At 64.1% G+C, this 15,372-nt stretch carries 2 protein-coding genes; both read right to left on the minus strand.

Features of this window, described 5'->3' with window-relative positions; translation table 11 throughout:
* Positions 1-66 precede the first annotated feature (66 nt).
* On the minus strand, positions 67-8,799 hold the full coding sequence (locus EGJ27_RS11200; RefSeq protein ID WP_125830811.1) for a non-ribosomal peptide synthetase: 8,733 nt from the start codon (positions 8,797-8,799) through the stop codon (positions 67-69).
* Position 8,800: 1 nt separating this feature from the next.
* Positions 8,801-15,358: a non-ribosomal peptide synthetase gene (locus EGJ27_RS11205; protein ID WP_125830812.1), complete on the minus strand. Its 6,558-nt coding sequence runs from the start codon at positions 15,356-15,358 to the stop codon at positions 8,801-8,803.
* Positions 15,359-15,372 lie beyond the last annotated feature (14 nt).

The following is a 15,372-nucleotide window of genomic DNA, read 5'->3' on the forward strand; positions in this document are numbered from 1 at the left end:
GACAAAACCTGCTGCGGGTACACGGACCTCTTCGCCAGCAACTGTGATGTGTGCCGCCCCATGTAATCAGGTTCTGAACCGCGCCTGCACACTCTCCAGAAACCCGTCCGCCAACACGATATTGTCGTGGCGTACATCAACGGTCACCGAGCACCCAAGCCCATTCACCGAGCACTGTTCGCGCAGCACCGCTTCCGCTCGGGCGATTTCGGACGGTTCGCGGCTCTCGCCTGCCCACCAGCAATCGACTTTCACATCCAACGCCTTGAGGGTGAAGGCCTTGCTCAGTTCGGCATTGGCATGCAGCAACTTGTAGCCGGTCTCGATTTCGTCCTGCACGGCGATGTCCTGGAACACACTGCGCAGGCTGTCGGGGTTCATGCCTGCCTCCCGAGCCACACGGTCGATGACGTGGTCGGCCACCTTGTGTTCGTCGCTCAGGTTCTGTCGGGCCTCGGCAATCAGCCCCAGCACGGCGTCTTCCTGCAAGCCCGGCACGAAAGCCTGAAGACTCTTGATCAGGCTGCGGTGGAAGTTCTCTGCCTGATTGTGTGCGCGCTGCTCCAGGTCTTCCTCGACCCATTTGACGCCCGCCGAGGCCGGTAGCATCGTGTCCACCAGCCCCAGGAAACCGACCTGCTCGCCTTGCCGCTCCAGAATGTGCGCCACTTCCACCGCCAGCGCGCCGCCCAGCGACCAGCCCAGCAGGTTATAAGGTCCGGTCGGCTGGGTGTGCCTGATCTGTTCGACGTAGTACTCGACCATGTACTGCCACGACGTATCGAACCAGCCCGGCACCACGTAGGCCTTGTTGACCAGCCCGTAGACTGGCCGGTCGGTATTCAACTTGCCCGCCAGCGGATAGTAGGAATAGGTCCCGCCACCGCCCGGCGGCAGACAGAACAGAGGTGATTTGTCGGACTGACAGGCGTTCATACGGATCACTGCCGATTTGACCTTCGCCTCCCCGGCCCGCATGAAATCGGCCAGTTCGCCCAAGGTCTGCATCAGCAGGAAATCGTGCAGTTTGATGGAGACGCCGAATGCTTCGCGGATTCTTCCCGCCAGCGCCACCGCCAGCAGCGAATGCCCGCCGAGGGCGAAGAAATTGTCGCTGAGCCCGACCTGCTCGACGCCCAGCACCTCGGCCCACAACGCAGCCAGCCGCTGTTCCAGTCCGGTACGCGGCGCAACATGGCCGGGTTGCCGGCCGCTGACATCCGGTTTTGGTAAAGCACGACGATCCAGCTTGCCGTTGGGAGTCAGCGGCAGGGTGTCCAGCGCGATGAAATGGGTGGGGATCATGTAGTCGGGGAGCGTGGCTTTGAGGTGTGCTCTTAATTGATCGCGCAAAATTGTCGGATCGACCACAGTTCCCTGTGGGAGCGACCTTGGTCGCGAAGCGGCCAGTACATCCGCAGCATCTGATCCGGCAGATATGACGTCTTCGCGAGCAAGACGGATCGCCGCCCGCTCGCTCCTACAGGGGACGGTGTAGGCAACCAACTGGCCGTCGAGCGCCAGCACTATGGCTTCGCGCACGTCCGGGTGGGTGTTGAGGCGCGCTTCGATCTCGCCCAGTTCAATGCGCAGGCCACGAATCTTGACCTGATGGTCGATGCGTCCGGCGTAGTCGATCACCCCATCGTCGCGATAACGGGCCAGGTCGCCGGTGCGGTACAGCCGACCGCCGTGCGGGTCGAACGGGTCAGGCACGAAGCGTTCGGCAGTCAGCGCGGCGCGGTTGTGGTAACCCCGCGCCAGGCCGACGCCGCCCAGATACAGTTCCGCCGCAGCGCCTTGGGGCGCCGGCAACAGGCCGTGGTCGAGAATGTGGGTCTTGAGGTTGGCGATAGGCCTGCCGATGGGCACGCTGAGCGTGTCGTCAGCGGTGCAGGTCCAGTGGGTCACGTCAATGGCCGCTTCGGTCGGTCCGTACAGGTTATACAGCCCGGCATGAGGCAGACGCTTGAGCACTTGCCCGGCCAGATCGGCAGGCAATGCTTCACCACTACAGATCACCCGGCGCAGGCTGTCGCAGCTGTCCGCATCGCCATAACTCATGAACGCCTGGAGCATCGACGGCACGAAATGCAGGGTCGTGACCTGCTGTTGCTGGATGGTCTGCACCAACCGCTGCGGATCACGATGATCCCCCGGCAAGGCAATGGCCAGCCGCGCACCGGTCAACAACGGCCAGAAGAACTCCCACACTGACACATCGAAACTGAACGGGGTTTTCTGCAGCACCGTGTCGCTGGCATCCAGCCGGTAAGCGTCCTGCATCCAGTGCAAGCGGTTGACCAGCGCACGATGGCTGTTGCCCGCGCCCTTGGGCTTGCCGGTGGAGCCGGAGGTGTAGATCACGTAAGCCAGGTTCTGTGGATGGCTTACGTTGACCGGGTTGGCAGTGCTGTAGCCGGCCAGCCAGTCGCCGTCCTGATCCAGGCACAGGCTCTGTACATGTGCCGGCACCGGCAGACGTGGCAGCAAATCGCTCTGAGTCAGCAGCAGGCCGATGCCGCTGTCCTGCATCATGTAGGCCAGGCGATCTTCGGGGTAATCCGGGTCCAGCGGCACATACGCACCGCCCGCCTTGACGATGGCCAGCAGGCCGATCACCAGTTCCAGGCTGCGTTGTGCGCAGATGCCGACCAACGTATCGGGGCCGACGCCGGACTCGCGCAGCCGGTGCGCCAGCTGGTTGGCCCGCGCGTTGAGCTGTGCGTAGCTCAACGAACGGTCCGCAAACACCAGCGCCGGTGCATTCGGCGTCGCCCTGACCTGCGCTTCGATCAGGCCATGAACGCACTGCTCAGCGGGGAATTCGGCCGCCGTGGCGTTCCAGTCATGCACGACCCGTTGCTGCTGGGCCTCATCCAGTAACGCCAGTTCGCCGATGCACGCTGAAGGGTCGCGTACCAGCGCCTGCAACAGCTGCTGGAAGTGCCCGGCCAGTTGCGTGACGTTCTGCTGGCTGTAGCTCTGCCGCTGGTAGCTGAAACGCAAGGTCAGCGCCGCGCCCAGGTTCACCACCAGGGTCAGCGGATAATGGGTCTGCTCCTGGTTTTCCAGGCCACCGAACACCAGCCCGTCCGGCGCCGACTGTTGCAGTGCATCGGACACCGGGTAGTTCTCGAACACCAGGATGTTGTCGAACAGCGCTTCGCCGCTGCTGCCCGCCCAGCGCTGAATATCGTACAGCGGGGTGTGCTCATGTTCGCGCAGGGCGATGTTCAACGCCTGCACCTGCTGCACCCACTCGGTCACTGCTTGTTCCGGGCGGGGACTGGCGATGACCGGCAAGGTGTTGATGAACAGTCCCAGCTGTTCCTCGACCCCCGGCAAATCCGCCGGCCTGCCCGCCACCGTCGCGCCAAAGGTCACGCTGGACTGACCTGTGTAGTGTTGCAGCACCAGCAGCCAGGCCGACTGCACCAGCGTGTTGAGGGTAACCCGTTGTTCACGGGCGAAATCGCCGAGGCGTTGGGTCGTGGCGGCATCGATTAGCTGCGAATAATCGCCGTGCCCGGCTTGCTTGAGCTGGGGCCTGAACGCCTGGGCCAGCCGCGTCGGTTCGTCCAGCGCCGCCAGTTGCCGGGTCCAGAAGGTTTCGCTGACGCCCGCGTCCTGACGTTGCAGCCACTGGATGTAATCGCGATAACGACCGCTGCGGTGCGGCAGCTGTTGCCCGCTGTAGCGTTGCAGCACTTCACCGAACAGGCGTGAACTGCTCCAGCCGTCCATGAGGATGTGGTGGCTGGTGTAGACCAGTTGATGGCGGTGCTCGGCGATGCGCAACACCGCCAGACGCAGCAGCGGCGCAGTCGCCAGGTCGAAGCCTTGTTCGCGGTCGGCGCCGGCCCAGTCGTTGAGCCACGCCGCCGACTGTCCACGGGCATCGACTTCCACGAATGGCAAGGTGACTTCGCGCTGCACCACTTGCAGCGGCGGTTGCAGGTCGCTGACGAACGCGCTGCGCAACACTTCGTGAGCTTCCAGGGTCGCCTGCCACGCGGCGCGGAAACGCGGCACGTCAAGGCCGGTCACTTCGACCCGCAACTGATTGATGTAATGCCCGGCCTGCTGCTCGAACAGGGTGTGGAACAGCATGCCCTGCTGCATCGGCGACAGCGGGTACAGGTCCTGAATGTCGGCGGCGGCGACCGGCAAGCGGTTCAACTGCGCCTGGGTCAGGCGTGCCAGCGGGAAGTCCGACGGGGTAACGCCGCGCACGTCTTCACGGGTGCAATGGGCGATCAACTCGCGCAGTTCCCGGCCGTATTCGTCGGCCAGACGCTGCACGGTATCGCGTTCGAACACCGCGCCGCTGAAGCTCCAGTTCAGGCTCAGTTCACCGCCGTACACCTGACCATTGATACTGATCGGCGCCGCCAGCGGGGCGTCGGCACTCTGGGACGAACCGCTGCTTTCCCCGGAAGGCGCGAACAGCGCATCGCCGCTGGTGAAGCTTGCGTCGAACTGGCCCAGGTAGTTGAACACGATGCTGCCCTGAGGCAACGCGCGCAACGCCTGCCGCGCGGTTTCGTGGCCCAGATAACGCAGCACGCCGTAGCCCATGCCTTTGTCGGGAATCCCGCGCAGTTGTTCCTTGATGGTCATGATCGACTCGGCCAGCGACGCCTGCGCAGTCAGGCGAACCGGATACAGGCTGCTGAACCAGCCCACGGTGCGGGTGATGTCCAGCTCGTCGAACAGGTCCTCGCGACCGTGGCCTTCCAGGCGGATCAGCGTGTCCGGCTGCCCGGTCCAGCGGCTGATGACTCGCGCCAGGGCGGTCAGCAGCAGATCGTTGATCTGGGTGCGATAGGCCGCCGGTGCGTCCTGCAACAGCTGACGAGTCAAGTCGCCGTCCAGCCGGGTACTTACCGACAGCGCGTGTTTCTGTTGCTGACCGCCGTCGGGGTGGTCGAACGGCAAGGCGTCCGAGGCGCCCTGCAATTGCGTCTGCCAGTAAGCCAATTCCTGTTCCAGGGCCGGGCTGGCGGCGTAGGCATGCAAGCGCTCGGCCCAGCGTTTGAGGGAACTGGTCTTGGCCGGCAAATTCAGGGCACTGCCGGATACGGCGGCGCGATAGGCATGTTGCAGGTCTTCCAGCAATACGCGCCACGACACGCCGTCCACCGCCAGGTGATGAATCACCAACAGCAGGCGTTGCTCGCCCTGGGGCAGATCGATCAGCACCGCGCGCAGCAACGGGCCGTTTTTCAGGTCCAGGCTGCGTTGCGCTTCGTCGGCCAGTTCGCTGAGGCGGCCGGCATCTTCCAGCTCATGCGTCCACAGCACGTCATGGTTGTTAACCGGACCGAACGTCGCCTGCCATTGACCGTCCTGCTGGCTGAAGCCCAAGCGCAAGGCGTCGTGCTGTTCGATGATCACATTCAACGCCGCGTGCAGTGGCGCGGCCTGCAAGGCGGTGCTCGGCTTGAGCATCACTGACTGGTTCCAGTGCTGACGCTCGGCAATCTCCAGCTCGAAGAAGCGTGCCTGAATCGGCAGCAGCGGCAAGGCGCCGGTGACCTGTTCGACTGCGGCTGCGGGTTTCTTCTGGATCAGTTTGGCCACCGGCGCCAGTTGCGCGATGGTCTGTTTCTCGAACAACTGCTTGGGGCTGAGTTTCAGACCCTGGCGCTTGGCCCGGGCGATGATCTGCAGACTGAGGATCGAGTCGCCGCCCAGCTCGAAAAAGTTGTCGGTGGTGCCGACCCGTTCCAGCTTGAGCACGTCGGCCCAGACCTTAGCGAGAATTTCCTCCACTTCGCCCGCAGGCGCGATGTAGCGCTGAGTGACCACGCCCGGCCTGGGCAAGGCACGTTTATCGAGCTTGCCGTTGGCGGTCAGCGGCAGGCGCTCCAGCAGCAGGATTTGCGCCGGCACCAGGTATTCGGGCAGGCGAACGGAGAGTTGCTCGCGCAGGGCTTCGCTATGCAATGTCGCACCGGTTTCGGCCACGCAGTAAGCGATCAATTGCAGACGCGATTCGTCGCTGTCCAAGGGCTGCGGCAGGACCACGGCTTCGGCCACGCCATCCAGCGCTTGCAGCAGCTGGCCGACTTCGCCCGGTTCGACCCGGTAACCACGAATCTTCACTTGATCGTCGGCACGGCCCAAGTATTCCAGCACGCCTTGCACAGAGCGAGCGCAGTCGCCGGCGCGGTACAGCCGTCCGCCATCCGCGTCCGGGTCCGGCACGAAGCGCTCGGCGGTCATTGCCGCACGCCCCAGATAGCCCTGGGCCAGGCCGCGCCCGCCCAGATACAACTCGCCCGCCACGCCTGTCGGCACCGGGTTGAGCCAGGCGTCCAGCACCTGTGCCCTGGCGTTGAGCAGCGGTTTGCCGACCGGCACGCTGCGGCAGGCACTCATACGTTCGCCCACTTCGTGAGTGAGAATCCCCACCGTGGTTTCAGTCGGGCCATAGTGGTTGAGCATCCGGCAACCGGGCTTGAGCACCCGCACCTGATCCACCAGTGCCCAGGAGCTGGCTTCGCCGCCCAGGATCAGCAATTGTTCCGGCAGCACGTTCGCCGGCTGCGCAGCCTGCAACAGGCCTTGCAGATGACTCGGCACGATCTTCAACACCTGCACCCGATGTTCGGCCATATAGGCCGCGAACGCATCGGGGTCGAACGCCTGTTCATGGCTTAGCAGGTGCAACGTGCGCCCGGAGACCAGCGCGCCGAACAGCAGCGTATGACCCAGATCGGCGGCCACGGTTGATACCATGGCCATGCTCGCGTCGCCGTCCAGCGCCAGACGATCAAGCACGCCGTGCAGATAGTTGGCCAGCGCACCGTGGCTGACCACCACACCCTTGGGCTGGCCGGTGGAACCGGAGGTGTAGATGATGTACGCCGGCTGTTCGGCGGCCACTTCGATACCCGGCGCGCTGTCGTCGAGGTCGGCCCACAGGCTCTCGTCATAGGCCAACACCGGGCACACGCCGAGGTTGGCGGCCTGCTGATCGGCGGCTGCGTGAATCAGCACCGCCGCGCCGCTGTCTTTGGCCAGTTGTTGCAGGCGTTCGGCGGGTTGTCGGGCATCCAGCGGCAGGTACACCGCGCCCAGTTTCAACACCGCCAACAGGCTGATGACCCACTCCACCGAACGTTCCTGGCACAGCGCGACGGTCATTCCGGCGCCGATGCCCTGGGCTTGCAGGTAACCAGCGAGCCGGTTGGAACGACACTCCAGCTCATCGAAACTCACGGTCTGTTGCCCGGCACGCACCGCCACCTTGCTGCGCCCGACGGCCAGACCCCGGCGCCAGAGGCTCGGAAAATCGTGGTCGGGGAAAGTTGCGGCCTGCTCGACAGACCCCGATTCGTTCCTGTGCGGATGATCCACCACTGGCTCACCGACGTGCTCCGCCAGCGCGTGCAGCACCTCACGCAGAGAAGAGGCCATACGCTCGATGGTGGCAGCCTCGAACAGATCGGTGGCATAGGTGAAGTAGCCACGCAGCCCGCCCGGCGTGTCGCTGAAGTCGAACGCCAGGTCAAAGCGCGCATCGCTCGTGCCGCCGGCGAATTCCGCCACGCTCAGCCCGGCCAGTCCTTCGCGGGACGCATCGGTCTGTTCGGCGGAATACACATGCTGGTTGATCTTGAACTGGAACAGCGGGTTGTGGCCCAGGTTGCGCTCCGGCGCCAGGGCATCGACCAAGTGTTCGAACGGCAATTCCTGATGGGACTGGGCGCCGGTCACCACCTGTTTTACCTGCTCCAGCAACTGGGCGAAAGTCTGGCGTTCGTCCACCTGCACACGCAACACCTGGGTGTTGATGAAGAAGCCGATCAGCCCTTCCAGCTCGCTGCGAGTGCGCCCGGCATTGGGTGCGCCGATGCGAATGTCGCTCTGGCCGCTGTAGCGCGACAGCACCACCGCCAGCGCCGCAAGGGTCAGCATGAACAGGGTCTGGCCGTTGTTGCGCGCCAGGGTTTTCAGCTGTGCGGACAGGGCCTGGGGCAGGTCGCAACGCACCGTCGCGCCGCGATGGCTGGGCTGCAACGGGCGCGGGTGGTCCAGCGGTAATTGCAGCACCGGCTGTTCGCCGCCCAGTTGTTGCTTCCAGTACTCCAGCTGCCGCTCGCCCTCCCCGGCTTCCAGCCAGGCGCGCTGCCAAACCGCATAGTCGGCGTACTGAATCGCCAGCGGTGCCAGCTGCGCAGGGTTGCCAGTGACGTGCGCCTGATACAGCTGAACGAACTCGCGGATCAGCAATTCCCCGGACCAGCCGTCCGACACCACGTGGTGCATGCACACCGTCAATACGTGTTCCGTCTCGCCGAGCTGGAACAGCCGAACCCGCAGCAACTCACCGCTGAGTAGGTCGAACGGGGTTTGCAGCTCGCCGCGAACCTGTGCCTCCAGCTCGGCCGCTTCAACGCGGATGACGTCGAGAGTCACCGCAGCCTCGCTGAGAATCTCCTGATGAAATTCGCCGTCCACCGAGACGAAACGGGTGCGCAGGGTTTCGTGACGCTGCACCAGATCATCCAGCGCCTGAGCCAGGGCACGCCGATCCAGCGGGCCATCGAGCCGCACCGCCAACGGCACGTTGTAGGCGACGTTGCCTGGTTCCAGTTGCCAGAGGAACAGCATGCGTTGCTGGGCGTAGGACAGCGGGAGACGCGCCAGTTCGTGGCGGACCTCGGCGATGGGCAGCAGGCGAAAGCTCTGGCCGGTCTCGTGCATCTTGTCGAGGATCTGCCGACGTTGCTCGACGGGCAGGCCGACGAAGCGTTTGGCGATACGTTCAGCTGCAGACTTGTCCATGTCAGATCCCCGCCATTTCATTCATCATTTTTTCGATATCGGACAAGCCGTCTTCAGTCAGCGACAGGCCATCGCCCGCCAGCGTCTGGATAAATTCGTTCAATTGCGGCTTCTCGAAAATCAGGCGCAGCGGTACGTCGATGCCCAGCCCGGAATGGATTCTGGAAATGAGCTGCGCCGCCAGCAGCGAGTGCCCGCCCAGCTCGAAGAAGTCGTCAGTAAGCCCGACGCGCCCGACCTTGAGCACCTCGGCCCAGATCGCCGCGACCTGCTGCTCCTGTTCGGTAACCGGCGCAACATAATGGCGTTGCAGTTGACCGGCGTCCGGCGCCGGCAGCGCCTTGCGGTCCAGCTTGCCGTTGGGGGTCAGCGGCATGCGGTCCAGCCAGATGAAATGGCTGGGGATCATGTAGTCCGGGAGCGAACGTTTCAAATGCGCCTGTAGGAGCGACCTTGGTCGCGAAGAGGCCGGTACATGCGCAGAATCCGTATCGCCTGGAAATATGTCTTCGCGGACAAGCGGAGCGCCGCCCGGTCCGCTCCTGCCCCGGACGTAGGCGATCAATTGGCCTTCTTCTGCCAACACCGCCGCTTCACCGATCTCGGAATGGGTCTGCAAAGCCGCCTCGATCTCCCCCAATTCAATGCGGAACCCGCGGATCTTCACCTGATGATCCAGGCGGCCGACGTACTCGATTACGCCATCAGCGTGGTAGCAGGTCAGGTCGCCGGTGCGGTACAGGCGGCTGCCGTCGGCGGCGAACGGGTCGGGCACGAAGCGTTCGGCGGTCAGTGCAGCGCGCTGGTGATAACCGCGCGCCAGGCCGTCGCCGCCGATCAGCAGTTCGCCGCGCGTACCGATCGGCACCAGCCCCAGATCGTCACTGACGATGTGCAGCCGCGTGTTGCCCAACGGACGGCCGAGCCGCACGTCGTCGCTGTCGGTCAGGTAATGCCGTGCCGACCAGATGGTGGTTTCGGTCGGCCCGTAGACGTTCCACACATGCCCGGCCTGTTCGATCAGCCGCTGGGCCAGTTCCACGCTCAAGGCTTCGCCGCCGCACAGCACGGTCTTGCCGCGCAAGGCACCGTCCGGCGCACCGTCCAGCAGCATGCGCCAGGTGGACGGCGTGGCCTGAATCAGCGTGACCGCCTGTTGCTCGATCACCTTGAGCAGCGCGCGCGGGTCCTTGTTGGCGTCCGGTTCCAGCAACACCACCGAAGCGCCGCGCAGCAAGGGCAGGTAGAGCTCAAGCCCGGCGATGTCGAACGACAGCGACGTCAGTGACAGCACCCGGTCGTGGGCATCGAGCCCCGGCTGATCGGCCATGCTGGCCAGGAAATTGACCAGCGCAGCGTGGGCCACGGTCACGCCCTTGGGCTGGCCCGTGGAGCCGGAGGTGTAGATCACGTAAGCCAGATGCTGCGGCTGAGCGCCGCAAGGTGGGTTCTCGACGCTGTAATCCGTCAGCCAGTCCTCGGCGCGGTCCACGCACACGCTTTGTACAGACCCGGGAATCGGCAGCTGCCCGAGCAATTCGCTATGGGTCAGCAACAGTGGCAGGCCGCTGTCCTGAATCATGTAGGCCAGGCGGTCCTGAGGGAAATCCGGGTCCAGCGGTACGTAGGCGCCACCGGCCTTGAGGATCGCCAGCAGGCCGACCAGCATGTCCACGCCGCGCGGCACGGCGATGCCCACCAGCACGTCGGGGCCGACGCCCAGTTCCAGCAGTTTGTGAGCCAACTGGTTGGCCCGGGCGTTCAACTCGCGATAGCTGACCTGGCGCGCGTCGAGCCTGAGGGCGACGGCTTCAGGCGTGGCCGCGACCTGAGCTTCGATCAATTGCGCCAGTGTCTGTCGGCGCGGATAGGCCATGTCGGTGGCATTCCAGCCATGCAGGATCAATTGGCGCTCACTTGCGTCGTGCAGCGGCAGCTCGGCGATACGCGCGCCGGCATTGACACACAGCGCTTGCAGCAGCGCCCGCCAATGATCGGCCATGCGCTGGATGGTCGTGGCATCGAACAATGCGGTGGCATACGTCAACGCCGCGCTCAGGCCGGCGTCATGTTCGGTGGTGTTCAGGGTCAGGTCGAACTGTGCGACATGGCTGTCGGGCTGCAGCAGCTCGACGCTCAACCCGCCGACTTCGCGGATCTCGGCGGCGGACTGGGTCTGGTGATTGAACATCGCCTGGAACAGCGGGGTGTGGCTGAGACTGCGTTGCGGTTGCAGGGCTTCCACCAGTTGCTCGAAGGGCAGTTCCTGATGCGCCTGGGCTTGCAACGCGGTGTTCCGAACCTGCTGCAACAGCTCGCTGAACGTGGTGTGCAGGTCGAACTCGGCGCGCAACACCTGGGTATTCACGAAGAAGCCGATCAACCGCTCGGTCTCGGCCCGGGTGCGGTTGGCGACAGGCACGCCGACGCGGATATCGGGCTGTCCGGAATGGCGGTGCAGCAGGCTCTGAAACGAGGCCAGCAACAGCATGAACAGCGTCACGTCCTGCTGCCGCGCCACGTTCTTGAGTTCGGCGACCAGCGCGCTGTCCAGCTCGATGGCCAGCCGCTCACCCGCTGCGCTCTGCACGGCGGGACGTGGCCGGTCGGCGGGCAATTCCAGAATCGGCTGCTCGTCGCCCAACTGCTGTTGCCAGTACGCCAATTGCCGGGCCTGTTCACCGGCCTCCATCCAGCGGCGCTGCCAAAGCGCATAGTCGGCGTACTGGAACGGCAACTCGCCGAGGTCGATCTCGCGACCTTCACTGAAGCCTTGGTACAGGCGCACCAGTTCGTCGACCATGATCGGCATCGACCAGCCGTCGGAGACGATGTGGTGCTGGGTGAGGATCAGTACATGTTGGTCAGCGGCCAGATGCAGCAGCCGGACCCGTAGCAGCGGCCCTTGCTGCAGGTCGAAGGCGCGTTGCACCTCGCGCTGCACAAAGGTGCGCAACGTTTCCCCAGCTGGCAGAGACTCCACCGCCAGGGTGAAGGTCACCGCTGGATGCACGATCTGCACGGCCTGCTCACCGTTTTGGCGGAAGGTGGTGCGCAGGGTTTCATGACGGGCAATCAGCGCGGTGAAGCTCTGTTCCAGGGCTTCGATGTCCAGCGCGCCGGTCAGGCGTAGCGCGACCGGCATGTTGTAGGCGGTGCTTTCGGGCTCCAGCTGCCAGAGAAACCACTGGCGTTGCTGGGCGTAGGACAGGCCCAGCGGCTGGCTGCGGTCGGCACGAATGAAGCGTGGCGCGGCATCCGCGGCGCCCTGCCCGGCCATGGCGGCGAAGGCGGCCAGATCCCGGGCTTCGAACAACTGGCGCAGGGTCAGTTCGACGTCCAGTTGGCGGACGCGGGAAATGACCTGGGTCGCCAACAATGAATGGCCGCCCAGCTCGAAAAAATTGTCGTCAAGGCCGACGCGCTCGACCTTCAGCACCTCGGCCCAGATCGCAGCGAGTTGCCGTTGCAGCTCGGTCTGCGGCGCGGTGTATCGGCGTTGCAACTGGCTGGCGTCTGGACTCGGCAAGGCCTTGTGGTCGAGCTTGCCGTTGCCGGTCAACGGGAGCTCATCGAGCAGGATCAGGTGGGTGGGGATCATGTAGTCGGGGAGCGTGGTTTTCAGATGCGCTTTCAGTCGCTGTGGGAGCGGACTTGTCCGCGAAGACTGATCTCCAGGCGATACAGTAGTTGTGGACGTACTGGCCTCTTCGCGGACATGTCCGCTCCCACAGGGGATAGCGTAGGCAACCAACTGGCCATTGAGGGCCAGGACTTTGGCTTCACGGACTTCCGGATGAATTTTCAGGCGGGCTTCGATTTCGCCCAGTTCGATGCGGAAGCCGCGGATCTTGACCTGATGGTCGATGCGCCCGGCGTATTCGATCACGCCGTCGCCGCGATAGCGGGCCAGGTCGCCGGTGCGGTACAGGCGGCCGCCGTCCTGGGCGAACGGGTCCGGGACGAAGCGTTCGGCGGTCAGCGCGGCGCGGTTGTGGTAACCCCGCGCCAACCCGGCGTGGCCGATGTGCAGTTCGCCGCTGCATCCTTGCGCCACCGGGTTGAAATCGGTGTCCAGCACGTACCAGGACAGGTCCGGAAGCGCCGCGCCAATCGGGCTGACGCTGTTGAGCGTGTCTTCCAGACTGATCGGGCGATAAGTCACATGCACGGTGGTTTCGGTGATGCCGTACATGTTGATCAGTTGCGGGTGTTGATCGCCGAAGCGCTCGAACCAGGGACGCAAGCCTGGTACGTCCAGCGCTTCGCCGCCAAAGATCACGCTGCGCAAGAAAAGTCCGGTGTTCGACTCGCAGGCCACGCGCATCAATTGCTTGAACGCCGACGGCGTCTGGTTCAGCACCGTGACCCGTTCCTGCGCCAGCAAGGCGTGGAAATCCTCCGGCGAGCGGGTCACGTCACGGGGCACGATCACCAATCGACCGCCATGCAGCAACGCGCCAAAGATCTCCCACACCGAGAAGTCGAACGCATAGGAATGGAACAGCGTCCAGACGTCGTGTTCGTCGAATTTGAACCAGTCGTCGGTGGCGGCAAACAGGCGCATCAGGTTGTGATGCGGCAGCAAGGTGCCTTTGGGTTTACCGGTGGAACCGGAGGTGTAGATGACGTAGGCCAGGTTGTCCGGGGTGTTGAGGTTGGGCAGGTTGTCTGCGCTGCAAGCGTGCAGATGTTCCGTCAGCGAAACCACCGGCAACGATGCTGGAACCGCCAGATGTTCGATCAGTGAAGGCTGAGTCAGCAACAACGCGATCCCGCTGTCCTCCAGCAAATAACTCAAACGCTCGGCCGGCGAATCCGGGTCCAGCGGCACGTAGGCGCCGCTGGCCTTGAGGATCGCCAGCAGGCCGATGATCATCTCGATACCGCGCTCCACCGCCAGGCCGACCCGCACTTCCGGGCCGACGCCCCGCTCACGCAGGTGATGGGCCAGCCGGTTGGCGCGCTGGTTGAGCTGGCCGTAGCTCAAGGATTCGCCGTTGAAACGCAAGGCGACAGCGTCCGGCGCACGGGCAGCCTGGGCTTCGATGATTTGATGGGCGCACTGCGCGCTCGGGAACACCGCCACGTCAGGGTTCCAGTCGCGCAACGTGCCTTGTAACTGGTCAGCACTCAACATCGGCAGATCGGCGATACGCTGAGAAGCATCACGACTCATCGCCCGCAGCAGGTTGCACCAGTGACCGGCCATGCGCTCGATGGTCGAGGCGTCGAACAACGCCGTGGCGTAAACCAGCGACGCGGCCAGGCCATCCCGGCCTTCGGATGTGTCCAGAGCCAGGTCGAACTGCGCGGTGTGCTTGCTGGACCGTTGATGTTCCAGGCGCAGGCCGGGCAACTCCACAGTCTCATTGCGACTCTGCGCCTGATGGTTATAGAGCACCTGAAACAGCGGGCTGCGGCTTGGGTCACGCTCCGGTTGCAGGGCTTCAACCAATTGCTCGAACGGCAGGTCCTGATGGGCCTGGGCCTGCACGGCAGTCTGTTTGACCTGTTGCAGCAGGCCGGCCACGGTCAGGTGGTCGTCGAACTCGGCCTTGAGCACCTGGGTGTTGACGAAAAAGCCGATCAGCCCTTCGGTTTCCGGTCGGTTGCGGTTGGCGACCGGGACGCCGACACGGATGTCGTGCTGGGCACTGTAGCGATGCAACAGCGTCTGGAACGAGGCCAGCAACAGCATGAACAGCGTCACGCCCTGCGCCTGAGCCTGCCTCTTCAGATCGGCGAGCAATACGCCGTCCAGTTGCATATCCAGCCGTGCGCCGTGATGGCTGAGCATGGCCGGGCGCGGGCGGTCGGTGGGCAGTTCCAGAATCGGCTGTTGGTCGCCGAGTTGAGCTTTCCAGTATTCCAGCTGACGTTCCTGCTCACCCATTTCCAGCCAGTTGCGTTGCCAGACCGCGTAATCGGCATACTGGATCGGCAGCGGTGCACGTTCGATGCCGCGGCCTTGACTGGCGGCCTGATAGCCCTGCAACAGCTCGTCAAGCATGATCGGCATCGACCAGCCATCGGAGACGATGTGGTGCTGGGTCAGGATCAGCACATGCTCGTGCTGTGCAACGTTCAGCAGCCTGACCCGCAGCAGCGGCCCGTGTTGCAGATCGAAGGGTTGCTGCACTTCCCGGTCGACGTAGCTTTCAACCGTTTCGCCTGCCGGCAGTGCCTCGACGTTCACAGTCAGGCAGGTCGCCGGATGGACCACCTGAACCGGCTGGTCGCCGTCCTGGCGGAAGGTGGTGCGCAGGCTTTCGTGACGGGCGATCAACGCGTCGAGGCTCAGGCGCAGGGCCTCAACGTTGAGCGCGCCGTGCAGGCGCAGCGCCAGGGGAATGTTGTAGGCGGCGCTGCGCGGTTCCAGTTGCCAGAGAATCCATTGCCGCTGCTGGGCAAACGACAGCGCGGATGGCTCCTGGGACTCCCGAGGGAAGATCGGCGTGACTCCGTACAGGTTCACTCCCTGACGCTTGAGCAGGACCGCCAGCGCCTTGCGTTCACGGGCCGACAGCGATTTTACGGAGTCAAGCAACTGTTGCACCTTGGGTATCTCCT

Source organism: Pseudomonas sp. v388, assembly GCF_003935425.1.
Taxonomy (GTDB): domain Bacteria; phylum Pseudomonadota; class Gammaproteobacteria; order Pseudomonadales; family Pseudomonadaceae; genus Aquipseudomonas.